This is a genomic window from Corallococcus sp. EGB (genome assembly GCF_019968905.1).
Taxonomy (GTDB): domain Bacteria; phylum Myxococcota; class Myxococcia; order Myxococcales; family Myxococcaceae; genus Corallococcus.
The window spans coordinates 6,187,181-6,210,111 of the sequence record NZ_CP079946.1; the positions used below are offsets into that span (position 1 = coordinate 6,187,181).

Annotated in this window: 19 protein-coding genes; 14 read left to right on the top strand and 5 right to left on the bottom strand. The window is 71.0% G+C overall.

What is annotated here, in order from left to right; translation table 11 throughout:
- The first annotated feature begins 2 nt into the window (after positions 1 to 2).
- The 6 genes from KYK13_RS25400 (at position 3) to nadE (ending at position 6,149) form a co-directional block, all read left to right on the top strand.
- Positions 3 to 545 (top strand): DapH/DapD/GlmU-related protein, encoded by a 543-nt coding sequence (locus KYK13_RS25400; protein ID WP_223634424.1) that lies wholly within the window; start codon positions 3 to 5, stop codon positions 543 to 545.
- A complete protein-coding gene (locus tag KYK13_RS25405) occupies positions 542 to 1,138 on the top strand; it encodes an acyltransferase (RefSeq protein WP_223634426.1) in 597 nt (198 codons plus the stop codon). The genes KYK13_RS25400 and KYK13_RS25405 overlap by 4 nt, the downstream gene beginning before the upstream one ends.
- Positions 1,139 to 1,246: 108 nt before the next feature.
- On the top strand, positions 1,247 to 1,495 hold the full coding sequence (locus KYK13_RS25410) for an acyl carrier protein (protein ID WP_223634429.1): 249 nt from the start codon (positions 1,247 to 1,249) through the stop codon (positions 1,493 to 1,495).
- Positions 1,496 to 1,502: 7 nt separating this feature from the next.
- Entirely contained in the window at positions 1,503 to 3,473 is a 1,971-nt protein-coding gene (gene asnB, locus KYK13_RS25415) for an asparagine synthase (glutamine-hydrolyzing) (protein ID WP_223634432.1), read from the top strand.
- A gap of 79 nt (positions 3,474 to 3,552) precedes the next feature.
- The gene (locus KYK13_RS25420; RefSeq protein ID WP_223634435.1) at positions 3,553 to 5,151 is read left to right on the top strand and encodes a class I adenylate-forming enzyme family protein; all 1,599 of its coding nucleotides are present in this window, start codon (positions 3,553 to 3,555) and stop codon (positions 5,149 to 5,151) included.
- Between the two features lie 2 nt (positions 5,152 to 5,153).
- On the top strand, positions 5,154 to 6,149 hold the full coding sequence (nadE, locus tag KYK13_RS25425; RefSeq protein WP_223646751.1) for an NAD(+) synthase: 996 nt from the start codon (positions 5,154 to 5,156) through the stop codon (positions 6,147 to 6,149).
- 7 nt (positions 6,150 to 6,156) lie between these two features.
- Here the strand turns inward: nadE and KYK13_RS25430 are convergent, their stop codons facing one another.
- Together KYK13_RS25430 and KYK13_RS25435 are read right to left on the bottom strand one after the other, a co-directional pair.
- Positions 6,157 to 7,215 carry a lipase secretion chaperone gene (locus KYK13_RS25430; RefSeq protein WP_223634438.1) on the bottom strand — a complete coding sequence of 353 codons (1,059 nt, stop codon included), beginning with the start codon at positions 7,213 to 7,215 and terminating at the stop codon, positions 6,157 to 6,159.
- 23 nt (positions 7,216 to 7,238) lie between these two features.
- Entirely contained in the window at positions 7,239 to 8,168 is a 930-nt protein-coding gene (locus tag KYK13_RS25435; protein ID WP_223634441.1) for a triacylglycerol lipase, read from the bottom strand.
- Positions 8,169 to 8,447: 279 nt separating this feature from the next.
- Here KYK13_RS25435 and KYK13_RS25440 point away from each other — a divergent pair, with 279 nt between their 5' ends.
- On the top strand, positions 8,448 to 9,233 hold the full coding sequence (locus KYK13_RS25440; protein ID WP_223634444.1) for a hypothetical protein: 786 nt from the start codon (positions 8,448 to 8,450) through the stop codon (positions 9,231 to 9,233).
- 12 nt (positions 9,234 to 9,245) lie between these two features.
- Here the strand turns inward: KYK13_RS25440 and KYK13_RS25445 are convergent, their stop codons facing one another.
- The gene (locus KYK13_RS25445; protein WP_223634447.1) at positions 9,246 to 9,998 is read right to left on the bottom strand and encodes a pyridoxal-phosphate dependent enzyme; all 753 of its coding nucleotides are present in this window, start codon (positions 9,996 to 9,998) and stop codon (positions 9,246 to 9,248) included.
- Positions 9,999 to 10,149: 151 nt separating this feature from the next.
- On the opposite strand from KYK13_RS25445, the gene KYK13_RS25450 reads away from it, so the two are divergent.
- On the top strand, positions 10,150 to 11,178 hold the full coding sequence (locus tag KYK13_RS25450) for a lipoate--protein ligase (RefSeq protein ID WP_223634450.1): 1,029 nt from the start codon (positions 10,150 to 10,152) through the stop codon (positions 11,176 to 11,178).
- Between the two features lie 25 nt (positions 11,179 to 11,203).
- On the opposite strand, the gene KYK13_RS38925 is transcribed toward KYK13_RS25450, so the two are convergent.
- A complete protein-coding gene (locus KYK13_RS38925) occupies positions 11,204 to 12,451 on the bottom strand; it encodes a YXWGXW repeat-containing protein (protein ID WP_255653997.1) in 1,248 nt (415 codons plus the stop codon).
- Between the two features lie 116 nt (positions 12,452 to 12,567).
- Here KYK13_RS38925 and KYK13_RS25460 point away from each other — a divergent pair, with 116 nt between their 5' ends.
- From KYK13_RS25460 to KYK13_RS25485, 6 genes are all read left to right on the top strand, one after another.
- Positions 12,568 to 14,397, top strand: coding sequence for a HAMP domain-containing sensor histidine kinase (locus KYK13_RS25460; RefSeq protein ID WP_223634452.1), 1,830 nt, complete (start codon positions 12,568 to 12,570; stop codon positions 14,395 to 14,397).
- Positions 14,394 to 15,122, top strand: a complete 729-nt coding sequence (locus tag KYK13_RS25465) for a response regulator transcription factor (RefSeq protein WP_223634454.1) — start codon at positions 14,394 to 14,396, stop codon at positions 15,120 to 15,122. The genes KYK13_RS25460 and KYK13_RS25465 overlap by 4 nt, the downstream gene beginning before the upstream one ends.
- A gap of 117 nt (positions 15,123 to 15,239) precedes the next feature.
- The gene (locus KYK13_RS25470) at positions 15,240 to 15,995 is read left to right on the top strand and encodes an energy transducer TonB (protein ID WP_223634456.1); all 756 of its coding nucleotides are present in this window, start codon (positions 15,240 to 15,242) and stop codon (positions 15,993 to 15,995) included.
- Between the two features lie 192 nt (positions 15,996 to 16,187).
- Entirely contained in the window at positions 16,188 to 17,675 is a 1,488-nt protein-coding gene (locus tag KYK13_RS25475; protein WP_223634458.1) for an NAD(P)/FAD-dependent oxidoreductase, read from the top strand.
- 114 nt (positions 17,676 to 17,789) lie between these two features.
- Positions 17,790 to 18,047, top strand: a complete 258-nt coding sequence (locus KYK13_RS25480; protein WP_223634460.1) for a hypothetical protein — start codon at positions 17,790 to 17,792, stop codon at positions 18,045 to 18,047.
- Between the two features lie 257 nt (positions 18,048 to 18,304).
- Positions 18,305 to 20,602 (top strand): heavy metal translocating P-type ATPase, encoded by a 2,298-nt coding sequence (locus tag KYK13_RS25485; RefSeq protein ID WP_223634462.1) that lies wholly within the window; start codon positions 18,305 to 18,307, stop codon positions 20,600 to 20,602.
- A gap of 48 nt (positions 20,603 to 20,650) precedes the next feature.
- Here the strand turns inward: KYK13_RS25485 and eutB are convergent, their stop codons facing one another.
- Positions 20,651 to 22,888 carry an ethanolamine ammonia-lyase subunit EutB gene (eutB, locus tag KYK13_RS25490; protein WP_223634464.1) on the bottom strand — a complete coding sequence of 746 codons (2,238 nt, stop codon included), beginning with the start codon at positions 22,886 to 22,888 and terminating at the stop codon, positions 20,651 to 20,653.
- Positions 22,889 to 22,931 lie beyond the last annotated feature (43 nt).

Here is a 22,931-nt window from a genome sequence, read left to right on the forward strand (position 1 = left end):
CCATGCGCGTTCCCTTGATGATGCTGCTCGGCCTGGGGCCGACCGTCGCGCGTTTGAAGCTGCGCCGCTGTGAGACCGTGGGCGCCATCCCCACCGTCTGGGGGCGCGTCTGGATTCACGGCGAGGGCGAAATCCAGGTGGGCGACCGGGTGGTGTTCGACGCGCGGATGGCGCCCATCGAGCTGCACGCGCAGCGCGGGGGACGCATCGTGATCGAGGACGACGTGACCATCGAGGGAGGCAGCTCCATCGAAGCGCAGGCCTGCGTGACGGTAGGCGCGCGCAGCCGCCTGGGCATGTGGTGCAAGCTGATGGACAACATGTATCACCCGGTCCGGGGCAACCGGCACGAGCGGCCCCAGTCGGTGCCGCTGGTGGTGGAGGAAGGCGTCACGGTGGGCAGCCGCTCCATCCTGCTGCCCGGCGCGCACCTGCAGAAGGGAGCGAGCGTGGCCTCCGGCACGGTCATCTCCCGCCGGATTCCTCCGGGTGTGACGGTGGGCGGCTCGCCCGCCCGGGTGCTGCGGCGCGAGGTGTCGCGATGAAGCCTCCCCTCCCCTCCCGGGGCGAAGCGCTCCAGATGGCGCGCGCGGGCCTGGAGCTGGTGCGCACGCAGGTGTTCCCGCGCGCCGAGCGCGTGGTGGCCGTGGCGCGGGCGCGCTGGCTCTTCCGCACCTTCCGCACGGGCCGGGACGTGGCGGCGTACGGCCCGGTGGCCGCGCGCAACGATGGCCACGCGGAGCTGGGCGACAAGCTGACGTTCCTGGGCGGCATGCTGCCCACGTCGGTCGTCTGCTACGAGCACGCGCGGCTGCTGGTGGGCAACGAGACCCAGTTCAACTACGGCGTGTCCGTGGAGGCCTGGGAGTCGGTGCAGATTGGCGCCCGGTGCATGTTCGCGTCGTACGTGCGGGTGAGCGACCGGGACGGCCAGCGCATCGCGCCCATCATCATCGAGGACGACGTCTGGGTCGCCCACGGCGCCATCCTGCTGCCGGGCGTGCGCATTGGCGCGCGGTCAGTGGTGTCCGCCGGCAGCATCGTTTCACAGGATGTGCCCCCGGACTCGCTCGCCATGGGCAACCCGGCGCGCAGCATGAGCCTGGACCTCGTGGCCCGCGACGCCACGGGGACCTGACGGGCCGCACCTCCTTTCGCCCGGTGCTCAGCAAGAGGCGCCGGGCGCGTCTCATTCGCATCGCCCTCCCACACCCCCATCTCTTGTTTCAAGGACAGGACCCACTTCATGAGCACGCGTGACACGCTTCGCACCTTCATCGTCGACACCTTCTTCGTGGATGACTTCGCGGACGACGACTCGTTCCTGCGCAAGGGGCTCATCGACTCCACGGGCATGATGGAGCTGGTGGCCTTCATCGAGACGGAGTTCCACATCAAGCTGGACGACAAGGAGCTGGTGCCGGAGAACCTGGACTCGCTGTCGCGCGTGGTGGCCTTCGTGGACCGCAAGAAGTCGCTGGCGAAGGCGAGCTGAGACGCCCATGTGCGGCATCGCGGGGTTCACCTTCCCGGCGGGTGACGCATCGGGCCCGGCGCAGCACGCCGAGCGCCTGCGCCGCATGACCGCCAGCATCAAGCACCGGGGGCCGGACGCGCAGCGCGCCCTGCTCCTGGACGGCGCCGCGCTGGGGCACGCGCGGCTGTCCATCGTCGACCTGGCCTCCGGCCATCAGCCCATGCGCGACGAGGCCACCGGCCTCACCGTCGTGTTCAACGGGGAGATCTTCAACCACGTGGAGCTGCGCGAGCAGCTGTCGGGCGCGTATGCCTTCCGCACGCGCTCGGACACGGAGGTCATCCTCGCGGCGTTCCTCACGTGGGGCATCGACTGCGTGCGCCGCTTCGAGGGCCAGTGGGCCTTCGCGCTGTGGGACCCGCGCGACCGCACCCTGTGGCTGTCGCGAGACCGCGTGGGCATCTGCCCGCTGTTCTACGCGTCCCTGGCGGGAGGACACCTGGCGTTCGCGTCCGAGGCGAAGGCGTTGTTCGCCAGCGGGCTCGTGACGCCCGCGCTGGACGCGCGGGGACTCAAGCAGACCTTCCAGCTCTGGGCGCCGGTGGCGCCGCGCACGTCCTTCGAGGGCGTGTCGCTGCTGCCGCCGGCGCACGTGGCGAAGTGGCGCGACGGAACGCTGACGCTCCAGCGTTACTGGGACCTGGACTTCGGGGTGACGCCGGAGGCGGCGGAGGCGCCCCGGCTCCTGGAAGAGCTGGGCGCGGTGCTGGACCGGGCGGTGCGCTTGCGGCTTCGCGCGGACGTGCCGGTGGCGGCATACCTGTCGGGTGGATTGGATTCCAGCCTGCTGTGCTCGCTGGCGCAGGAGCAGCTGGGCGGCACGCTGCGGACCTTCTCCGTGGGCTTCGCGCACGCGCGGTTCGACGAGCGCGCGCACCAGGCGACGGTGGCGGAGGCGCTGCACACCGAGCACCGCGTGGTGGAGATGCGCGACGGAGACATTGGCGCGCTGGTGCCGGGCGTCATCTTCCACGCGGAGCAGGCGATGATGCGCTCCGCGCCCGCGCCGTTCCTGCGGCTGTCCGGGTGGGTGCGCGACCACGGCATCAAGGTGGTGCTGACGGGTGAAGGGTCGGACGAGATGTTCCTCGGCTACGACCTCTTCAAGGAGACGAAGGTGCGCCAGTTCTGGGCGCGCCAGCCGGGCTCGAAGTACCGGCCGCTGCTCCTGCGCCGCCTGTATCCGACGCTGTCGGTGAGCCAGCAGAGCGTGGAGCTCTTGCGCGAGTTCTTCGGCACGGGACTGGAGACGCCGGACGCGCTGGGGTTCTCCCACCTGGTGCGGTGGGGCAACAGCGGCCGCATCCTGCGCTTCCTCGCGCCGGAGTTCGCCGCGAAGGTGGCGGACGAGGATCCGGTGGCGTCGGTGCTCGCGACGGTGCCGGACGCGGTGGCGAAGTGGCGGCCTCTGGCGCGGGCGCAGTACCTGGAGGCGCGCACGCTGCTGTCGGGCTACCTCCTCTCCGCGCAGGGCGACCGCATGCTGCTGGGCAACGCGGTGGAGGGGCGCTTCCCGTTCCTGGACACGGGCGTGATGGAGTTCGCCGCGCGGGTGCCGGAGCGGCTGCGGCTGCGCGGGCTGGACGAGAAGCACCTGCTCAAGCGCTTCTCGAAGGGCCGGGTGCCCGCGTCCATCCTGGAGCGAAACAAGTTCCCGTACCGCGCCCCCATCGCGGGGGCGCTGGTGGGCCCGGATGCACCGGCGTGGGCGCGCGAGCTGCTGGCCCCTGAGGCTGTGTCGGCCACGGGCGTCTTCGACGCGCGCAAGGTGGAGCGGCTGGTCGCGAAGCTGCGGGCACCGAACTCGGCGGAGAGCGAAGCGGACACCATGGCCCTGTTCGCCGTGGCGTCCACGCAGCTGCTGGCGCACCAGTTCCTGAAGCCCAAGCCCGTGCCCCAGTCCGATGTGGACGCCGTGCAGTGGGAGGCCGCGTGAGCACGCCTTCAGCCACCCGCGGAGCAGAGGCCGGCGCGTCGTGCCCGGCGCTGCGTCCGGACGCACAGCGGGAGGCGACATGAACGCGAATGCGGACACCGCGCCTTCATGGGTTCGCGCGCATGCCCGGGCGACGCCGGAGGCTCCGGCGGTGGACTCGCCGTGGGCGCGGCTCAACTACGCCCAGCTCGAAGCACGGATGCTCGCGCTCGCGGGACAGCTGCGTGCTTCGGGTGTGGAGCCCGGAGAGCGCGTCCTCATCGCCCTGCCCCTGGGCTGCGCGGCGGCGGTGGCGGGTCTCGCGGTGCAGGCGCTGGGGGCGTGCGCCGTGGAGCTGGACCGAGAGACGGGCGCGGACTCGCTGGCCAGCATCCTCGCGCAGACGGGCGCGCGGCATGCGGTCATCTTCGGTCAGGACGCGCGGCGCTGGACGGGGCGCTCGCAGCTCACCCACTTCTTCGTCGTGCACGGCTCGCGTCCACCGGAGCGCATGCTCGGGTTGCTGAGGCCCGCCGCGTGCGCGTGGTTGCAGGAGGACGGCGCGGTGGATCCGGAGGCGGGGGTCACGCCGCTGTCCGCCCTGCCCTCGCTGCCGTCGGATGCGCCCGCGTCCATCGTCTACACATCTGGCAGCACGGGGACACCTCGCGGCGTCGTGCAGACGTTCGCCAACATCTCCGCGAACACGCGCTCCATCGTGGAGTACCTGGGCCTCACGCCTCGCGACCGCGCGATGCTCATCCTTCCCCTGCACTACTGCTACGGGAAGAGCGTGCTCCAGACGCACCTGCGCGCGGGTGGCTCCGTGTTCCTGGATCCGCGCTTCATGTACCCGCAGGTCGTCCTGGAGGCCATGGCCACCGAGGCCTGCACCGGCTTCGCGGGCGTGCCCCTCACCTTCGAGCTGCTGCGCCGTCAGGCCGCCCCGGACTCGCTCGCGAAGTTGAAGCTGCGCTACCTCACCCAGGCCGGCGGCGGCATGTCTCCGGACACGGTGCGCTGGACGCGTGAGGCCTTCCACCCGGCGGAGCTGTTCGTCATGTACGGCCAGACGGAGGCCACCGCGCGGCTCTCCTATCTGCCGCCGGCGCGCGCCGCCGACAAGGCGGGCTCCATCGGCCAGGGCATCCCGGGCGTCACGCTGGCCGTGGTCGCGGACGACGGCACGCCCCTGCCGGACGGCGAAGTGGGCCAGCTGGTGGCCAGGGGCGCCAACGTCACCCCCGGCTACCTCAACGCTCCGGACGACACCGCCGCCATCCTCCACGACGGCTGGCTGTGGACGGGCGACCTCGCGTGGCGCGACGCGGACGGCTTCTTCTTCCTCGTGGGCCGAGCGAAGGAGATCCTCAAGGTCGGCGGCCACCGCGTGAGCCCCGCGGAGATGGAGCACGTCCTCGCGCGCCACCCGGACGTGCAGGAGGTCGCGGTCGTGGGCGTGCCGGACGACCTGGGCGGCGAGGCCGCGTGCGCCGCCGTGGTCCTTCAAGCCGGCGCCAGCGCGCAGGAGGACGACCTGCGCCGCTTCTGCCGCGAGGCGCTCCCCGCCCACAAGGTGCCGCGCCACGTGCTGTTCATGGAGTCACTCCCGCGCGGGCCCACCGGCAAGGTGCTCAAGGCCGACCTGCGCACGCGCGTGCTGTCTTCACTCTCTTCCCCTGAATCGAGGTCGCCGTGACGATGAAGTTCTCCAAGCAGGTGCTGGAACTGGACTGGGAGGCCAAGGCCGCGTCGCTGTCCGACGGGCTCAAGGAGGCCGTCCTCAAGAAGCTGCGCAAGCGCGGCCTGGTGGTCGCCATCTCCGGCGGCATCGACTCCGCGTGCGTCGCCGCCCTCGCGGTGCGCGCGCTGGGGCCGGACCGCGTCTTCGGCCTGCTGCTGCCGGAGCGCGACTCCAGCGGCCTGTCCTCCCAGTTGGGCCGCGAGCTCTGCGAGAAGCTGGGCATCCAGTACACGCTGCACGACATCGCGCCCGTGCTGGAGGCCGCCGGGTGCTATTCGCAGCGCGACGCGGCGGTGCGCTCCGTGTTCCCGGCGTTCCAGCCGGACATGAAGTGGAAGATCGTCATGCACGGCGACCGGCTCAACACGGACGCCCTCAACGTCTTCTACGTGGTGGTGCAGGTGGACGGGCAGGAGCAGCGCTTCCGCCTCACGCCCCAGGCCTACGTGCAGATCGTCGCCGCCACCAACTTCAAGCAGCGCGTGCGCAAGATGATGGAGTACTTCCACGCGGACCGGCTCAACTTCGCCGCGTCCGGCACGCCCAACCGCCTGGAGTATGACCAGGGCTTCTTCGTGAAGCTGGGCGACGGCTCCGCGGACGTGAAGCCCATTGCCAGCCTCTACAAGACGCAGACGTACAAGCTCGCGCGGCACCTGGGCGTCATCGACGGCATCCTCAACCGCGAGCCCACCACGGACACCTTCAGCCTGGAGCAGTCGCAGGAGGACTTCTACTTCTCCGTGCACTACTCGCAGCTGGACCTCATCCTCTGGGCGAAGAACCACGGCATCCCGCCCGAGGAGGTGGCCCCGGAGATGGGCCTCACGCCGCAGCAGATCCAGCGCGTCTACGACGACATCGACCAGAAGCGCCGCACCACCGCGTACCTCCACGCGGCGCCGCTGCTGCTCGAGAGCGTGGATGAGCTGAAGCCCTTCAAGATCTCCTGAAGCCGCTTCACCCGCCCCCGGAGCCGGAGGCCGCGTCGATGGTGTCCGCGGCCTCCACCCGGAGTCGCTCCTCCGGGGAGAATGAGTCGAACAGCAGCCGCTGCACCGCGGCCTGACGCGCGACGGGGTCCGGCTCGCTGCGGCCCAGCGCCTCGCGCTTCGCGCGGAAGTCCGCCAGCCGCTGCTTCCACTGCGCGCGCTCCGCATCCAGCGCCTCCAACCGCGCGGTGGCCTCCGGCCCCACGGTGGACAGCCGGTGCTGGTGCAGGTCCGCCGCCGTCGCCCCCGCCGCCAGCAACTCCTGCTCCACGGCCTGCTGCCGCAGCGGGCGCACGGCCTCCTCGCGGCTGGCGCGCACGTCCGGGGGCAACCGCTCCTCCAGCGCCGCCATGCGCTGCTCGCGCTCCTCCTTCGTCAGCGAGGCGTCCTTCATCAGCTTCAGCCGCTCCACGGCGACGGCGTCCACCGCCTCCTCCTGGCCGAAGAGTCCGTCGGCCACGCCCGGCCCCAGGTGCTCGCGGCGCAGCTTGCGCAGGGCCTCCAGGCGCTCGGCGGTGTCCATCGTGCCGGCGGAGCCCTTCGACGCCAGGCCCCGGGCGGCTTCCAGATAGGACAGGTAGTCGTCCAGCACCTGCGCCGCTTCGTCCATGGCGGCGGCGGGCAGCTTCTTCGCCCTGAGCGCCGCGAGGATGCGCTCGCGGATGAGCGATGCGGGCTCCTCGCCGGTGGCGGACAGGTAGTAGTTGAACAACCGGCGCAGGTCCGCGTTCGGCACCAGGTGCCCGGACGCATCCACCCCCACCGCGCCGTCCTCCTCCGTGTCCTGGAGCGACCCTGGCAGCGGCGGCAGCGGAGCGCCGGGCTGCACGGCCGGGCTCGGCGTCGCGGCGGCCCCGGGAACGGCGGGAGATGCGCCCAACGCCCGAGCCCCCTGCGCGGTGGGAACGGCGGACGGCGGGACAGCGGGTCCGGGCGCGTCCTCCGCCCGGACCTTCCACCACGAGAAGACGCCGGCACCCAGGAGGGCGCACAGCGCGACCACGAGAATGACGGCGCGGCTCTTCATGGCGGGGCGCTCCTTGCCGCGGGTTACAGGCCCGCGGTCTTCAGGCGGTTCGCCTGGGTGCGGAACACGGACGTCGGGTCGGTGAAGAACGCGGTGAGGCCCAGCACCTGGTTCACCTCGTCCAGGTGGTTCATGTCGTAGTTGTCGCGGATGACCGTGCCGAAGTGCGAGCTGCAACGGCCCACGAGGCCGTCGTTGGACTCGCTGTAGAAGAAGGACGACAGCTTCATGGCGTAGTCAGACGCGTCGAACAGGTTGGTGAAGGGATCCGTGCCGGACCAGGAGTAGTAGCGCTGGCCCTGGGTGCCCGTCGCCGCGCCGCTGCCGCAGGACGAGGTGGGGACGCCCGCGGGGAACTTCGCGGAGAACGCGGAGGTGCCCGTCTTCGTCAGCGCCGCCAGCGCGCCAAGCGCGTCCTGCGGCTGCGTGTGGCCGGACAGCAGGCCCAGCACCGTGCCCAGGTTGCTGGCGAAGTACGCCAGCACGCTCTCCGTGAACGAGCCACCCTTGATGTTGTTGCGCAGGTAGTCCGCCAGGTCCGCACCCTTGTGCGGAGACCCCACCGTCGTCACGGACGCCACCAGGTCCGGCCGCACCGCCGCCACGTAGCGCACGTCCAGGCCGCCGTGGCTGTGGCCAATCAGGTTCACCTTCTTCGCACCCGAGCGCGCGAGCACGTCCTGCACCTGCGCCAGCAGCGCCTCGCCGCGCGCCTCGCTCGTGTTGAACTGCGGAACGTGCGTGATGTAGACCTTCGCGCCGCCCGACTTCAGCGTCGACTCGATGCCGTAGAAGTAGTCGAGCACCCCGAACAGCGAATCAAACCCCGCCATGCCGTGCGCCAGCACGATGGGGTACTGCGTCTGCGTGTACGTATCCGCGGCACGCGCGGGCTGCGCCCAGAGGGCAAGAACCGCGACAGTCAGAACGAGGGTCCGGACGGCGTTTCGCATACAGGCTCCTGATGGGGGAGGACGGATCATCGAAGGGATTGACCCGCGAATCAGCCCATAAGGCGAGCGCTTGATAGAAATCAAGCCAACCTCAGAATTAACTGAAAAGCGTGTCATGTCCGAGTCAGGACAGACGCCCGCATGTCTCGCCTCCCCCTGCGACGCACCGCACAACAAAATCGAGACGCACCGCGCAATCGCATTTCAACGCGACGCATCGTGGCTTCAGCGCCCCGCGTCGCGGTGGCAGCATGCGGCCCTTTTCAGAGGAGCACGCCCTTGGACAGCGCCGCCTATCAGGCCTTCACCACGGAATTGACGCGCGCGGCCGACGCGGATGGCCGTTTCCGGGGGCTCGTGGCGCTGGGCTCGATGGCGGCGCGTGACTATGCGCCAGACGACTTCAGCGACCACGACTTCTTCGCCATCGCCTGGCCCGGGCACGCTGAAACATCGAGACAGGAGCGCGGCTGGCTGCCCCGCGCGGAGAGCATCGCGCTGGCGTTCCGCGAGACGGCCCACGGCTTCAAGGTCGTGTACCGCGACGGGCACCTGCTGGAGTTCGCGGTGTTCGAATTGGAGGAACTGTCGTACGCGCGCGTGAACCGCTACCGCGTGCTGGTGGACAAGGGCGGCGTGACGGAGCGCATGGACGAACGCGCGCGGGACACGGCGTCGGAGCTTCGGCGCACGGGCTCGGATGACGCGTGGCTGTTCGGGCAGTGGCTCACGCAGGTGCTGGTGGGCGTGGGGCGCCACGCGCGCGGCGAGGGGCTCAGCGGACGCGCGCGGCTGGACGATGCGGTGCGCCTCTTCTGCGTGCTGCTCGCGCGGCACGTCCCCTCCCCCGCGGGCTCGCTGCTGGACGGGTTGGATCCGGTGCGGCGCGTGGAGCGCGTGTACCCGGAGACCGGCGCGGAGCTCTCGCGAGCCCTGGAGGGCGACACGCCGGGGCTGGCGCGCACGCTCCTGCGGCTCGCGGAACGTGAGTTGTCCCACGTGCCCGGCTGGCCGCGCGACGGCGTGGCCGCAGTGAGGGAGCGGATCGAAGCACGGCACCGGTAGGTGCGCGGTGCTTCAGGCCCGGGCGGAGTCCTGCTCCCGGGCGCTGTGCGCGACGATGAGCACGCGCTCGGGATGCGGCTGCTGGTGGGTCCACTCCTTGAGCGCGGTGAAGGGGTCGGGCGCGGGCGCGGCCGTGGACAGCTGCATGCGCGGCTGGTGTTCGAAGAAGAGATCCTCCGCGCCCAGGTTCTGGCCCTCCCATGTGCGCCAGCCGGGCAGCGGCTTGCCGGGCGCGGGCTGCAAGCCGGTGACGCTGAAGCCGCCGGCGGTGAAGACGCGCGTCAGGCCCACCAGCGTCGCGCCCGTGCCGAAGCCGCACACCACGTGCCTCACCGTGGGGAAGCGCTCGCGCACCTGCGCGCGCAAGCCCGCCGCCCAGGACTCCACGCACGCCACCAGGGCCCGGTTGGTGAGCTGGCGGGGCCAGCACCAGCCGTCGCGCTCCAGGGACCGCGCCTGGGCCAGGAGGTCCGCCATCGAGCCCGCCATCCTCACCTGCCCCTGGAAGCCGTGGGCGCGCAGGTACGCCTCGCCCGACGCGTCCGTCAGGGCCACCGTGGGCAGACCCCGCTCGCGGCCGAGGACGTCCAGCGCCAGCGCGCTCGACGCTCCGGAGGTCTCCACCAACCCACGCGAGCCCGGGGGCATCGCGGCCAGGTAGCGCGCGAAGGTGAGGTACTTGAGGCTGCCGGACGGCTGATTCCCGCCCCACAACACCACCGGACCGCCTGCCCGCGGACGCGACAGCGAAAACACTCCATGCATGGCCGACCCCTGGCGCTCGACCCGCGTCGCCGCGCGCGAGTCTTCCGAAACGAGGCCCCGCGCGGCCATCGCCCCCGGGACGGGCAGGATGTCCCCCGCTGGACGGCGCAAGTCCCTGCAAGCACGTGGCGGGCGGTTATGATCCGCGCCCATGTCTCAAGCCCCGCGCGTCCGCATCCTCCTGTCGGAGACGTACAACCCCTGGTTCAACCTCGCGACCGAGGATTGGATCTTCCGCGAGTTGGACCCCTCCACCCAGACGCTCTTCCTCTGGCGCAACGACAACACGGTCGTCATCGGCCGCAACCAGAACCCCTGGTCCGAGTGCAACCTCACGCGCATGGAGCAGGACCAGGTCTTCCTCGCGCGGCGCACCAGCGGCGGCGGCGCGGTGTTCCACGACCTGGGCAACACCTGCTTCACGTTCCTGTCCGCGAAGGAGGGCTACAACAAGACGGCGAACGTCACCATCCTGCTGGACGCGCTGTCGCGGCTGGGCGTGACGGCGCAGGCCTCCGGGCGCAACGACCTGGTGATTCCGCTGGAGGACGGCCCCCGGAAGATCAGCGGCAGCGCGTACCGCGAGACGAAGGACCGCGCCTTCCACCACGGCACGTTCCTCATCCACGCCAACCTGTCGCGGCTGGCCCACTACCTCACTCCGCACCCGAAGAAGCTGGAGTCCAAGGGCAGCGCGTCGGTGCGCTCGCGCGTGATGAACATCCGCGACCTCCAGGCGGACGTCTCCCATGAGTCGCTGGTGAAGGCGATGATTGGCGCCTTCTGCGACTTCCACGGCGCCACCGCGGAGCCGGAGCTGCTGGAGCATTCCTTCCTGGAAGGCCAGCCGTCGCTCAAGCGCACCTTCGACCATTACGCGTCGTGGGAGTGGCGCTTCGGCAACGCGCCCCGCTTCAGCCACCAGATGGTGGAGTACCTGTCGTGGGGCTTCTTCGAGGTCCACGTCGACACGGAGAACGGACACGTCACCCGCGCGCAGGTCTTCTCGGATGCGCTCTACCCGGACCTCGTGCAGGATCTGCAGACGGCGCTCACCGGCAAGCCCCACAGCCGCGGCGGGATGCAGCAGGCCGTCGCCGAGGTCCGCGCCCGCCACCCCGCCCAGGAGCGCGAGCTGGCGGAGCTGGAGACGTGGCTGATGGGCCAGGTCGAGGTCTGACCCGGCCCACCCGCCGTCACTTCATTCAGCGATGGCCACCGCCATGACCGCCACCCCAGCCGCCGCTCCCACCGCCGTGGCTGGAGGAGCCGTGCGAGGAGTTGCCACCGCCGGAGCCGCCCCCCCAGCGCCCACCGCCACCGCCGTGGCCGCCGCTGCTCTGGTGGACGCCCGAGGAGGACCCGCCGCCCCAACCGCCGCTCGACGCCGGACGCGGTCCGCCTGAACCGCCACCCCAGCCGCCGGCCTGGTGCACGCCGCCGCTCGTCCCGCGCCCACCCGGAGGCGGGCTGCGCGTGCCGCCCCAGCCGCCGCTGTTGCCGCCGCCATTGTTGTACGAGTGGACCCCGCCGCCCTGCGAGCGGTAGGGCCCCGGATGGCTGTAGCCGCGGCCACCGTAGGACGGGCCGTTGTAGCGGCCGGGCGACGCGTCATGCACGCGCGGGCCGTACCGGTACGGCCCCGGCCGCGAGTACGAGGAGTAGTAGCCCGGGCGGTAGCGGTGGTAGCCGTAGCCGTAGTAGCGCCACGACACGCCCGGGTAGCGGTACCACGAGCGCAGGAACAGGTTCGGGCGGCCGAAGGACAGCGCGATGTGCGCGTGGCGGTAGACCGGGACGATGACGCGCACCGAGCCGTTCCACCCCCAGCCGCCGCCCACGAACACCCAGGACGGACCGCGGCGCACCCAGTGCGGCGACACGAACACCAGGCCCGGGCGCGGCGGCTCCATCCAGGTGCCGGACACCCACTCGTAGCCGTTGGCGCCCCAGTACCAGTAGCCCGGGGCCCAGACGTAGTCCGGGGCCGGCGCGGGGGGCTGAGACTCCACGCGCAGGGCCGGAGGCGCCTGGGTGGCCGTCACGTCCTCGCTGGCGACCTCGATGGGGATCTCCACCTCGTTGGAGCCCTCCTGGGCCCAGCCGCCGGACACCCAGCGCCAGACGTCGCCGTCCTGCGCCCAGTAGCCGTTGATGTACTGGTAGCCGGGCATGCGCTCCACCCAGCCGCCGGACTTGAACTGCCAGCTGTCGCCGTCCCAGTACCAGTGGCCGGATGTCCAGACCGCGCCGGCGTAGGGCCGGGGGGTCGGTGACTCGGCGGGCAGGTCAGGGGGCGCGGTGGGCGCGATGGGCCCGGAGTCGTCCGCCGCATTGGACTGCTGTGCGTACTCGTCGTCCTCCCAGTCATCCGCGGCGACCGGCGAGGTCTGCGCGAACGCCCCCTGGGTGGCCAGGCCGACAATCAATCCAACCCACCATCGAGAACCCATGACTTCGTCTCCAATCTCCAGACACCCGAGGGGACGCGGGCCATCCCCACTTTATTCACCCCGAAGGCCCCAGGCCCGAAAACCTGTCGACACTGCTACAGTCCGGCGGGACGCGAATGCTGCGCCGACTCCTCCCCACATTGATTGCGCTGGGTTGTGGGCTGCTCGCCCTCGGCTGGGGGCTGGTGAGCCTCCAGCGCATCTTCACCCAGGAGCGCGAGGACGCCCGCGCCCAGGTGCGCTCGCGCCGGGTGGCCCTGGAGCAGCTGGCGGCGGAGTCCCTGCGCACGGCGCTCGCGCAGCTGATGAAGACCCGCCTGCCGGCGCTCAACGCGGCCGTGGGCGACCCGCTGCTGCCGGCGGAGGGCTACTACCTGCTCTTCCGCGGCCACCAGTTCCTGCCGCGCGTGGACTGGCCCCGGGAGGGCACGGATGTCCCCGCCCAGGCCAACTACACGATGCTGGCGCACGCGCTGCAGGACGGACAGGCCCCCGCGCCCTACCAGGAGCGCCTCGGCCGGCTTCGCGCGGCGCAGGCCGCCCTGCTCTCCGGGAACGAGGCGCGCGCGGACGCCGCGGTGGAGTCGCTGTTGCGCTACCACGCGGCGCACCCGCTGCCGCCCGACCAGGAGCTGCCCTTCACCCTGCTCGCGGTGGAGTACCTCCAGCGCGGCGAGGACACGCCGCCGCTCATCCGGGCCCTGGTGCGCGAGGGCCTTCCGGAGGAACTGGGCGGCATGGCGCGCGACGCCGGCCTGCAGCGCAACGTGCTGCGCTCGCGGTCCCAGCTCACGCAGCCGGACTTCAACTTCCTCCAGGCGCGCATCGTGGCGGTGAGCCAGACGCTCAAGGAGCCCTCGGACGCCTTCGTGGCGCGCGTGCAGGAGGCCGGCGCGGGCGCGCTGGTGCTGCCTGAGCCGCTGGACGGCCCCACGCTGCTCGCCGAGCAGTGGTACGTGGAGCCCGCGGCCGAGCAGGTGCACGGCCTGGCCGTGGACATGTCCGCGCTGCTCGCGGACCTCACGCAGGAGCTGCGCGGGCGGAACCTCATCCCCCGGGACGGCCAGGTGCGCCTGGGCCCCGGCGGCGTGGCGCGCCCCCTGAAGCACCCGGGGCTGGAGGTGGCCACGCCCGGCTGGGCCGCGGCGGAGGCGGACATCGAGGCGCGGTATGGCCTGAAGACGCTGCTCGTCGCGGCGTGCGGCGCGCTCGCGTCGGCCATCGCGGCGCTGGCGGTGGTGGCGCAGCAGCGCAAGTACCGCTTCGTGGAGCTCAAGAGCGACTTCGTCTCCACCGTGTCGCATGAGCTGCGCACGCCGCTCGCGTCCATCCGCCTGCTGGGGGAGACGCTGGAGCGGCGGTTGGGCAAGAGCCCGGAGGCCGGGGACTACCCCACGCGGATCGTGCGCGCGGCGGAGGGGCTGCACTTCCTGGTGGAGAACATCCTGTCCTTCAACCGCATCGACAAGGGGCGCTGGGCGCTGCGGCCCGCGCGGGTGCGGCTGGAGGAGGCGGTGGGCAACCTGCGCGAGGACCTGATGGACGCGGTGACCGTGCCGGTGGAGCTGCGCTCGGAGGTGGAGGACGTGGAGCTGGACGCGGACGCGTCGCTCGTCCGGATGCTCTTCGCCAACCTGGGCCGCAACGCCTGCCTCTACAACCTGCGCAGCCCGGTGGTCCTCACCGTGCGCGCCTATCCGCAGCCGGGCTACGGGGCCACGGTGCTCTTCAGCGACAACGGGGTGGGCATCCCCCCGGAGGAATGGGAGCGCGTGTTCCAGGACTTCTACCGACTGACAACGCCCGGGCCGGAGGTGCATGGAAGTGGCCTGGGGCTGGCGCTGTGCCGCAGAATCATGGGCCTGCACCAGGGCAGCATCCAGGTGGCCTCCTCCGGCCCTGAAGGCACGACCTTCGCCCTGACCTTTCCCGAGACGCGCCGATGACGACGCAGACGCAGCCCCCCTCCTCCACCCGCCCATCCATCCTCATCGTCGAGGACGACGCCAACCTGCGCCTGGGCCTGCGCGACAACCTGCGCGACGAGGGCTACGACGTGACGGACGCCCCTTCCGCGAAGGACGCGGCGCCGCACCTGCAGTCGCGCGTGTTCGACCTGCTCATCCTGGACGTGATGCTGCCGGGCGAGGACGGCTACAGCTTCTGCCGCCGCCTGCGCGCCGAAGGCGTGAAGAGCATGGTGCTGATGCTCACCGCGCGCTCGCTGGAGGACGACCTGGTGCGCGGCTTCGAGGCCGGCGCACAGGACTACCTCACCAAGCCCTACCGGCTGCGGGAGCTGCTCGCGCGCGTGCAGGCGCTGGTGCGCCGGGCAGGCACGGCGCCGCCGCAGGTGATGACCTTTGGCACCTTCACGTTGGACCTGGGCCGCCGCGCGGTGCTGCGGGCGGACGGCAGCGAGGTGGACCTGACGCGCACGGAGTTCGACCTGCTGGCGTTCCTCCTGCGCCACCGCGACCGCGCCCTGCCCCGGGGGGAAATCCTGGACGCGGTGTGGGGCCGCGACGTCGTGGTGGATCCGCGCACGGTGGACAACTTCGTGTCGAACCTGAAGAAGAAGCTCGCCTGGACGAGCACGTCCGGCTTCACCATCCACACGCTGCGCGGCGTGGGCTACCGCATGGAAGTGCCAGGCGGCGGCCCGTCATGACGGAACCATGACCGACAGATGGAGCCGCGTCGGCCTTTCCGCTGACGCGACTTCGTACCTTGCATCTTGTGGAGAGGGGGCGTCTGGAGCGTCCCCTCCAACCAGGAGGCGGGTCAGATGTTTGAGTCGGTCATCGAACGGCGGGGATTGCGCTCGGGTCGGTTCGGCACGGGCGCGTGGGTGTCCATCGGCGTGCACGCGGGGCTCCTGGGCCTGGTGGTCTTCATCTCCGGCCGCCCGCCCGAGACCGTCGAGCAGCCCGATCCGGTCATCGTCTTCCATCCGCCGGCCATCCGGCAGGGAGTGAAGCAGACCGCGCAGCCGACACCGGCCACGAACGCACCGGCGCCGAAGCCCAAGCCGCGCACGGACCGCGTCCCTCGGAACGTCAAGCCGCTGCCCGCGGATCCGCCGGAGGCGAAGCCGGATCCGACGCCCACGACGATCGCGGACGCGGCGGCCACCACGGACGCGACGGGCACGGGAGAGACCGGGCCGGTGGGAGACCCGAATGGGGATCCGAACAGCACCAGCGCCATCGGGCTCGTGGGCGTGCCGGTGATCCCGACCGATCCCACCGGAACGGAGGTCCTCCCCTTCCAGGGCGGGATGACGCCGCCGAAGATGCTCAGCGGTGCGCAGCTCAGCTACACGGACGAGGCGCGGCGCGCGGGTGTGGAGGGCACGATGATCGCGAAGTGCGTCATCACCTCGGAGGGCCGGGTGCGCGACTGCCGCATCCTCAAGGGCCTGCCGTTCATGGATGACGCGGTGCTGGAGTCCCTCGCCTCGCGCACGTATCAGCCGCTGACCTTCCAGGGCCGTCCGGTGAACGTCTCGTACACGTTCAACATCCGGCTGAAGATGCCGTAACCGCGGGGGCAGGTGTCCGCCAGTGGAAGCGTCCGGATGCCTGCCTCCCCTTCGGGAGGGGGAAAAGAATCGCGGCGGGAGTATTGCGTCGTTAGGAAAGTCCCGTCGCGCCTGGCCATGTGCGCGATACCGGCACCGGAAGGAGCGGGTCTCCCCCGGCCCGCTTCCGGTGCCGGTTCCTTTCCCAACGCAATGGCGGACACCTGGTACGACGCAGTGGTGGTGGGTGCGGGCTTTGGTGGCCTGGGCACGGCGCTGGAGTTGTGTCGCCGGGGCGCCCGGGTCGTGCTGTGCGAAGGGCTCAACTACCCGGGCGGATGTGCGAGCACCTTCCGACGCGGCGGCTACGGCTTCGAGTCCGGCGCCACGCTCTTCTCCGGCTTCAGTGAGCATCAGCTCTTCGGCCGGTGGATCCGCGAGCACGCGCTGGACGTGACGGTGGACTGGCTGGACCCGCTGGTGGAGCTGCGGGCCCCGGGGATGCGGCTGCCGGTGCATCGCGACCGGGGCCGGCTCATCGCGGAGCTGTGCGCGCTGCCCGGAGCACCCGTGCAGGGCGTGCGGCGGTTCTTCGAGTCACAGACCCAGGTGGCCAGCGCGCTGTGGCCGCTGTTCGATGACCCGGACTTGTTGCCGCCGTTGAGCCTGAAGACGTTGCTGCGCCACGCGGGGCGTGCGTGGTCCTACGCACCGCTGACGCGGTGGTTGGGACGCCCCCTGGGCGCGGCGCTCGCGCATCACGGGCTGGAGCACTTCACGCCCCTGCGCACGTACCTGGATGCGCTCTGTCAGATCACCGTGCAGTGCCCCGCGGCGGAAGCCGAGGCCCCGTTCGCCTTCGCGGCGATGGACTACTACTGGCGCGGCACGGGACACGTGCGGGGCGGCATCGGCCAGCTGGCGACGGCGCTGACGAAGGCCATCACCGCGCGGGGCGGCGACGTGCTCCTGGCGAACCGCGTGCGCGCGGTGACGCCGGTGGACGGAGGCTGGCGGGTGACGGCGCGCAGGGGTGAGCTGCTCGCCCGGCACGTGGTGGCCAACGTGTTGCCCCACGGACTGCGCACGCTGCTCGATGTCCCGGTGGGACGGCTTCCCCGGGTGGATGCGCTCGCGGAGCGGGTGGATGAGGGTTGGGGCGCGGCGATGCTGTACCTCGTGGTGCGGCCTCCCGAGGGTGACTCCGGAAGCGCGCATCACTTCGAGCTGGTGCGTGACGAGCAGTCGCCGTTCATCGAAGGCAACCACCTCTTCGCGTCCATCAGCGGGGCCTCGGACGAAGGGCGCGCGAGGCCAGGCCAGCGCACGGTGACGGTGTCCACGCACGTGCCCCTCCAGAAGCTCGCGCGCATGACGCCGGAGGAACAGGCGCCCTACTTCGCCGGGCTCCATGCACGGATGCGGGAGAACCTGGACGCGCTGCTCCCGGAGTGGATGGCCAATGTCGTCCACGTCATGACGGCGTCGCCGCGCACGTTCCAGCGCTTCACGCTGCGGGAGGCCGGCGCGGTGGGCGGCGTGCCCCGGCGCGCGGGGTTGGACAACTACCGCATCCTGGGACCGTTCCAGGTCCGGCGCGGTTTGTGGGTCGTGGGGGACTCCGTGTTCCCGGGCCAGAGCACCCTGGCCACCGCCGTGGGGGGTGTGCGCACCGCCGCGAGCATCGCCGCGACGCGCTGACACACTGGTCTGCGATGCAACACGTCATCCTATTTTCGCATGAAGAATCCGCGATACCTGTTTCACGCACAGTCCTGGACCGCGTATGTTTTTCGTCCCCCTCTCGGAGGACACATGCGTTCATTCATTCTCGGTAGTGTGCTGGCGATGGCGTTGGGCTGTGGCGGTCCCATGGAGCAGGAGGCGCAGCCGGACCTGGGCACGCAGGAGGCGCCGCTGCCGGATTGTTCCAACGAGCCGAATGCGAACCTGTACCGGTACTACAACGACGCCGCGCACACCCAGTTGATTGGTGAGTATGGTTGTTATTGCGGCGGGCTCTACTACTGGGGCGGCCGGTCGGTCTATTCCGAGTACATCCAGGAGTGCTGAGCCGCTGACGTCAGCGGTAGCGTGACCTGGCCTTGAGTGCCAGGTCGCGCCTTCATCCAAGGCCTCAAAGACAGACGTACGCAGCGCTGCTCGCGCGCCCCGCCCCACGTCCGGCGCGTCTCGTTGCGGTAGCAGGACACCGAACAGCCCTAAGCCCGCCAGCCCGACGACCTTCCCTGCCCTTTGCGCGCGCCTGGCCATGGCTACACCTTGGTAGGGAACGCGCCAGCACGGTTTGGGCCAGAAAGGATTTCGGCGTGGTGCGCAAGGACGCCCGATCGCTGTGGCAGATGGCGCCGCTCGCCCTCGCCCTCACGGGTCTGGCGGCTGGCGGCATCCTTTACGTGGCGCACGCTGGCGACGCGGCTCGCTGGGCGTGGGCCGCCGCCACCGCGGTCGTCCTGGTTCCCACGCTCGTCTCGGTCATCAAGGGACTTCTGAGAAGAGAGACAGGCGTCGACCTCATCGCCGTCCTGGCGATGGTGGGCGCGCTGGCCCTCGGCGAGTACCTCGCGGGCGCCATCATCTCCGTGATGGTCACGGGCGGAGCGGCGCTCGAGCGCTTCGCGGTCGCTCGAGCCCGCCGTGAACTCTCGGCGCTTCTCAAGCGGGCGCCCCGTATCGCGCACCGGCGCGCAGGGGCTGACATCGTGGACGTGGACGTCGCCGAGGTCGCACTCGGCGATGTCCTCCTCATCAAGCCCGGAGAGGTGGTTCCCGCCGATGGCATCATCCGCGGCGGACGCGCCGTGCTCGACGAATCCGCGCTCACGGGCGAATCGAAGCCGGTGCAGCTCGACGCCGACACGCCCGTCCGCAGCGGGGGCACGAATGCGGGTGGCCCGTTCGAGCTGCGCGTCACCGCCTCCGCGGCCGAGAGCACGTACGCGGGCATCATTCGCCTGGTCCAGGCGTCCGAGGAGGCGAAGGCGCCGTTCGTCCGGCTCGCGGACCGCTACGCGCTTGGGTTCCTCGGGCTCACGCTCTGCTTGTCTGCCTTCGCGTGGTTCGCGGCCGGCAGTCCGACCCGCGCGCTCGCGGTGCTCGTCGTCGCGACCCCTTGCCCGCTCATCCTGGCCGCGCCGGCGGCGATCATCGCCGGCGTATCGCGCGCTGCGAAGCACGGCATCATCGTCAAGGGCGGCGGACCGCTCGAGACACTCGCGCGCCCCCAGGTGCTGCTGCTCGACAAGACGGGGACTGTCACGTCCGCGCGACCTCAGGTCGTCGCGGTTGAAGCGTTCGGGCACGTGTCCTCGGACGACGTCGTCCGGAACGCGGCGTCCGTCGAGCAGGTCTCGGTCCATCCATTCGCACCCGCGATCCTCGCGGAGGCGCGAAGCCGGAGCGTCGCAGTCAGCTTCCCGCGGGACGTTCGCGAGCAGATGGGCACTGGCATCGCGGGGACCGTCGACAGCCGGCGCGTGGCGGTGGGCCAGCTCGCCTTCGCCGCCCCGGACACGCCACCCACGCCGGAGCTGCGCTCGCTCGCCATACGTACGGCGGTCGAAGGTTCATCGAGTGTCTATGTTTCCATCGATGGTTCACTCGCTGGCGCCCTTCTGCTGCAGGACCCGATTCGACCGGAAGCCCCCCGCGCACTGCGCTCGCTTCGAGCCGAGGGCGTCCGGCGTATCCACATGGTGACGGGCGACCATCCCGACGTCGCCGAGCTCGTCGGCGATGCATTGGGCATCGATCGCGTGTTCGCCGAGCGGACTCCGGAGGAGAAGGTCGAGGTCATCAAGCGCGTCCGGGCCGAGGGGGTCACGGCGATGGTCGGCGATGGCATCAACGACGCCCCGGCGCTGGCGCTCGCCGACATCGGCGTCGCGATGGGCGCGCGCGGCGCGACTGCCGCCTCCGAAGCAGCGGACGTCGTGCTCACCGCGGACCGGCTCGAGGGGCTCCTTCTCGCGATGCGAATCGCGCAGCGCACCCGGCGCATCGCGCTGGAAAGCGTCTTCGTCGGGATGGGGCTCTCGCTCGTGGCGATGGTCTTCGCGACAGCGGGCTACATCCCGCCGGTCGCGGGAGCCATCCTCCAGGAAGCCATCGACGTCCTCGTCATTCTCAACGCGCTGCGCGCCCTCGGCGGCGGGGGGCTCATCGCGCCCCGGCGTGCGGAGGCCAAGGGGCTCGCGCAGGGGCTCGCCTCCGCCCATCGCTCGCTGCGCCCACAGGTCAGCGAGCTCGCGGCCCTGGCGGCACGGCTCGATTCACTGAAACCGCCCGATGCACGCGCCCAGCTCCAGCGTATCGACGAGATGCTCAAGGCGAAGCTCTTGCCGCACGAGCGCGAGGAGCAGCAGACGGCCTACCCCCTGCTCGGAAAGATGCTCAAGGACGAGGACCCGACGGGACCGCTCATCCAGACACACCACGAGATCCATCGGCTGACGCGTCTCTTCGACCGACTGGTCGCGCAGCTTCCCCCCGAAGGCCCCCGCGCGGAGGAGTTGCGCGATCTGCGCCGGGCCCTCTACGGCCTGCACGCGATCCTCACGCTCCATTTCGCGCAGGAGGAGGAGCTGTACAGCCTCTTCGAGGCATGAATGGGAGAAGGGCAGGCGGTGTGCATCCGCGATCCTCGGCCGCTGCGTCTAGGCCATCCCCGACACCAAGAGCGCGGTTGATGTCCGCGCCTCCGCGAGGATCCGCGCCGACTCCACGGCGGCGTCCTCGGGCCTGACGCTGGTGTCGGAGATGCCGGCGATGAGCCGGGTGCGGTCGTGGTCCACCGCGGCAGGCTTCGCCCAGGTGTCCGCGTCCGGCGCGGTGAGGTACGCGGAGAAGGCGTGGTGCCCGGAGCCGGGGCGCTCGCCAATCACATGCACCAGGGCGCGCGGACGCAGGTCCCCCTCCGCGCCGAACAGCAGATGGCCCACCTGGTAGCCCGCACGCACCCGGCCGTGCTTCACCACCAGCACCTCCGGCGCCACCGTCCAGCCCGTCGCCTCCAGCTCCGCGCGCAGCCGCGCCAGGAACGGCGCCAGGTGGCCCTCGTCCATCAGCGACCGTGGGTCCAGCCCGTCCGACACGACCACCTGCGCGTCGTACCGGCCCGCGTGCTGGTCGCGCAGCGCGCGCACCGTCACCTCCGAGGCCTCGTCCAGCGACTCGCCGGACGGCGGGTGCAGGATGTAGTCGCGACGGTCCAGGGAGCGCGTCTTGAGCCGCGCCGCGCCCTGGATGGACGCCACCGCCGCGTCGGACAGCTCCGACCACAGCCCGACCTTGCCGTCGTCGTAGAGGCCGCGCACCTCCCGCTCCAGCGTGGGCTCCAGCATCCACGGCTCATCGCCGTGCCCCACCGCCAGCGGCACGCCCCGGGCACGCACCTCCGCCATCCGCGCCTCCGCCTCCACGCGCAGCTCCGCCTCCGTCCGCGTATCGCCCTGGGCCCGGCGGTAGTGCACATACACATGGGCCGGGTCGCCGAAATGCTTCGTGGGGCGGCCGTCCGCGTCGATGACCCCCAGGCGCTGGAAGAAGGCCCACATCCGGTCGTCCACCTTGAGGCCATACCGCTCGCGCAACCGCACGTGGTCCTGGAAGGACGTGGTGAGGTAGCTGAGCATCGGATCATTCCGCGTGGGCAGCGCCATCAGGTACGCGGGCCCGGCCTCCGCGAGCTGCTCCTGGCACCAGCCCAGGTCCTCCAGCGTCACGTCCATGTGCAGCGTGGAGCACACGTCCAGGCCCAGCGTGAGGCCGTGCAGCTTGCCCATCACGATGTCCTCCAGGCAGCAGCGCACCAGCTGCTCGCGCGTGCGGAAGACCTCCGGGCCGATGAAGCCCGCCACGTCGTTGACGTGCACCCACGGCGCCGCGTCACGCCCCGCGCCCGCCTGCGCCAGGGCCACGCGGCGCTTGAGGGCCCGCGCGAAGCCGTACTTGCGCGACTCGTGGATGAGCATGTCCGTGCCGTGGTGGTGCCCGTTCGTCGCGTCCGCGCCCTGCCCCGTCTCGAAGTACAGGCCCCAGCGCCCGGTGCGCGACGCCGCGTGCGCCACCATCTTCTCCAGCGTCACGTCGAACGTGCGGTTGGCGGCCTCGTTCCCGCCCAGGCTCTGGAACCAGATGCCCGTGGTGCCCGGCCGCAGCGCCTCCACCTGCGCCTGCACGTCGATGTGCGCGAGCACGCAGTGGGGCATCACGTCCTCCAATCCAAACGTCACCAGCACGTCGTGCAGCGCGGACTCCATCGCGGCCACGGACGCGACGTCCGAGGACACGGGGTTGGTCCCCAGCACCACGTCGCCCACCGCGAAGGACCAGCCGTTGAACACCTGCCAGCGGATGTCCTCCGGATGATCCGTGGGCGAGTTGGGCTGCAACCGCGCGCCCAGATAGCCCCTCGCGCCCACGCGGCTGCCCGGCAGCGGATGGAAGATGCGCCCACCCACGGCCCTCAATTCCGCGTCGTCCATCAGCTTCACGACGCACGCGATGACGTCGCTGGGGAGCCCGTCGAGCACGCCGTGCACGGCCGACTCCTCCCCGGTGAGCAGGAAGTCCTTGAGCCGCCCCAGCGTCCAGTCCCCGACGCGCTTCCAGCGGGCTGAATCCCACGCCTCCAGGTTGAAGACGTGCAGCCGGTCCTCGAAGGGGGGATGCGCGTGCAGGTCGTCCAACCGCGTGCGCGACAGCAGGGCCCGCGCGTTGCGCCGCGAGTCCTCGTCCGACGCCGCGACACCGATGGCCGCGTCACCTTCCTTGAACGCGTTCGCCGCGCCCAGCACCTGCTGATACAGACGCGCATCGAAGCCGCCGCTCAGGCGCTGCACGTAATCCAATACGTCTTCATGGGGGAGGACGTCGAAGATGCGGACGCTCATGGGGCGTCAGCATCAACCAGAGCCACCGCCGCGCCACCATCCC

Bases quoted from the DNA above. Each gene is read 5' to 3' on its own strand.
- KYK13_RS25400 (WP_223634424.1), top strand. From the start codon at position 3: ATGCGCGTTCCCTTGATGATGCTGCTCGGCCTGGGGCCGACCGTCGCG.
- KYK13_RS25405 (WP_223634426.1), top strand. From the start codon at position 542: ATGAAGCCTCCCCTCCCCTCCCGGGGCGAAGCGCTCCAGATGGCGCGC.
- KYK13_RS25410 (WP_223634429.1), top strand. From the start codon at position 1,247: ATGAGCACGCGTGACACGCTTCGCACCTTCATCGTCGACACCTTCTTC.
- asnB (WP_223634432.1), top strand. From the start codon at position 1,503: ATGTGCGGCATCGCGGGGTTCACCTTCCCGGCGGGTGACGCATCGGGC.
- KYK13_RS25420 (WP_223634435.1), top strand. From the start codon at position 3,553: ATGAACGCGAATGCGGACACCGCGCCTTCATGGGTTCGCGCGCATGCC.
- nadE (WP_223646751.1), top strand. From the start codon at position 5,154: ATGAAGTTCTCCAAGCAGGTGCTGGAACTGGACTGGGAGGCCAAGGCC.
- KYK13_RS25430 (WP_223634438.1), bottom strand. From the start codon at position 7,215: ATGAAGAGCCGCGCCGTCATTCTCGTGGTCGCGCTGTGCGCCCTCCTG.
- KYK13_RS25435 (WP_223634441.1), bottom strand. From the start codon at position 8,168: ATGCGAAACGCCGTCCGGACCCTCGTTCTGACTGTCGCGGTTCTTGCC.
- KYK13_RS25445 (WP_223634447.1), bottom strand. From the start codon at position 9,998: ATGCATGGAGTGTTTTCGCTGTCGCGTCCGCGGGCAGGCGGTCCGGTG.
- KYK13_RS25450 (WP_223634450.1), top strand. From the start codon at position 10,150: ATGTCTCAAGCCCCGCGCGTCCGCATCCTCCTGTCGGAGACGTACAAC.
- KYK13_RS38925 (WP_255653997.1), bottom strand. From the start codon at position 12,451: ATGGGTTCTCGATGGTGGGTTGGATTGATTGTCGGCCTGGCCACCCAG.
- KYK13_RS25460 (WP_223634452.1), top strand. From the start codon at position 12,568: ATGCTGCGCCGACTCCTCCCCACATTGATTGCGCTGGGTTGTGGGCTG.
- KYK13_RS25465 (WP_223634454.1), top strand. From the start codon at position 14,394: ATGACGACGCAGACGCAGCCCCCCTCCTCCACCCGCCCATCCATCCTC.
- KYK13_RS25470 (WP_223634456.1), top strand. From the start codon at position 15,240: ATGTTTGAGTCGGTCATCGAACGGCGGGGATTGCGCTCGGGTCGGTTC.
- KYK13_RS25475 (WP_223634458.1), top strand. From the start codon at position 16,188: ATGGCGGACACCTGGTACGACGCAGTGGTGGTGGGTGCGGGCTTTGGT.
- KYK13_RS25480 (WP_223634460.1), top strand. From the start codon at position 17,790: ATGCGTTCATTCATTCTCGGTAGTGTGCTGGCGATGGCGTTGGGCTGT.
- eutB (WP_223634464.1), bottom strand. From the start codon at position 22,888: ATGAGCGTCCGCATCTTCGACGTCCTCCCCCATGAAGACGTATTGGAT.